A 212-nucleotide genomic window follows, 5' to 3' on the forward strand; every position below is an offset into this window, starting at 1 on the left:
CGCTTTTCCATCGCTTTAATTTCGTCTGGCGATTTACCGGATTGAGTTTTGGCTTGGCCCTGGATCCACTTATGAACGGTTGAATAGCCAATGCCATATTCTCTGGCCAGTTGGGCGGCTGATTCGCCTTGTTTATATAGGTTGATGATGTTTTGTTTGAATTCTTTGTCGTAACGAGTTGGCATGTAAAAATTCCTTCCTTTTGAGAGACG

1 protein-coding gene is annotated in these 212 nt (G+C 43.4%); it reads right to left on the bottom strand.

Annotation, left to right across the window (positions count from 1 at the left end; translation table 11 throughout):
* Positions 1-185 (bottom strand): IS3 family transposase (locus FC51_RS12025; protein WP_057911403.1); only part of this gene is annotated, 185 nt, incomplete at its 3' end.
* Between the last annotated feature and the right edge of the window lie 27 nt (positions 186-212).

The organism is Lentilactobacillus parabuchneri DSM 5707 = NBRC 107865 (assembly GCF_001435315.1).
Classification (GTDB): domain Bacteria; phylum Bacillota; class Bacilli; order Lactobacillales; family Lactobacillaceae; genus Lentilactobacillus; species Lentilactobacillus parabuchneri.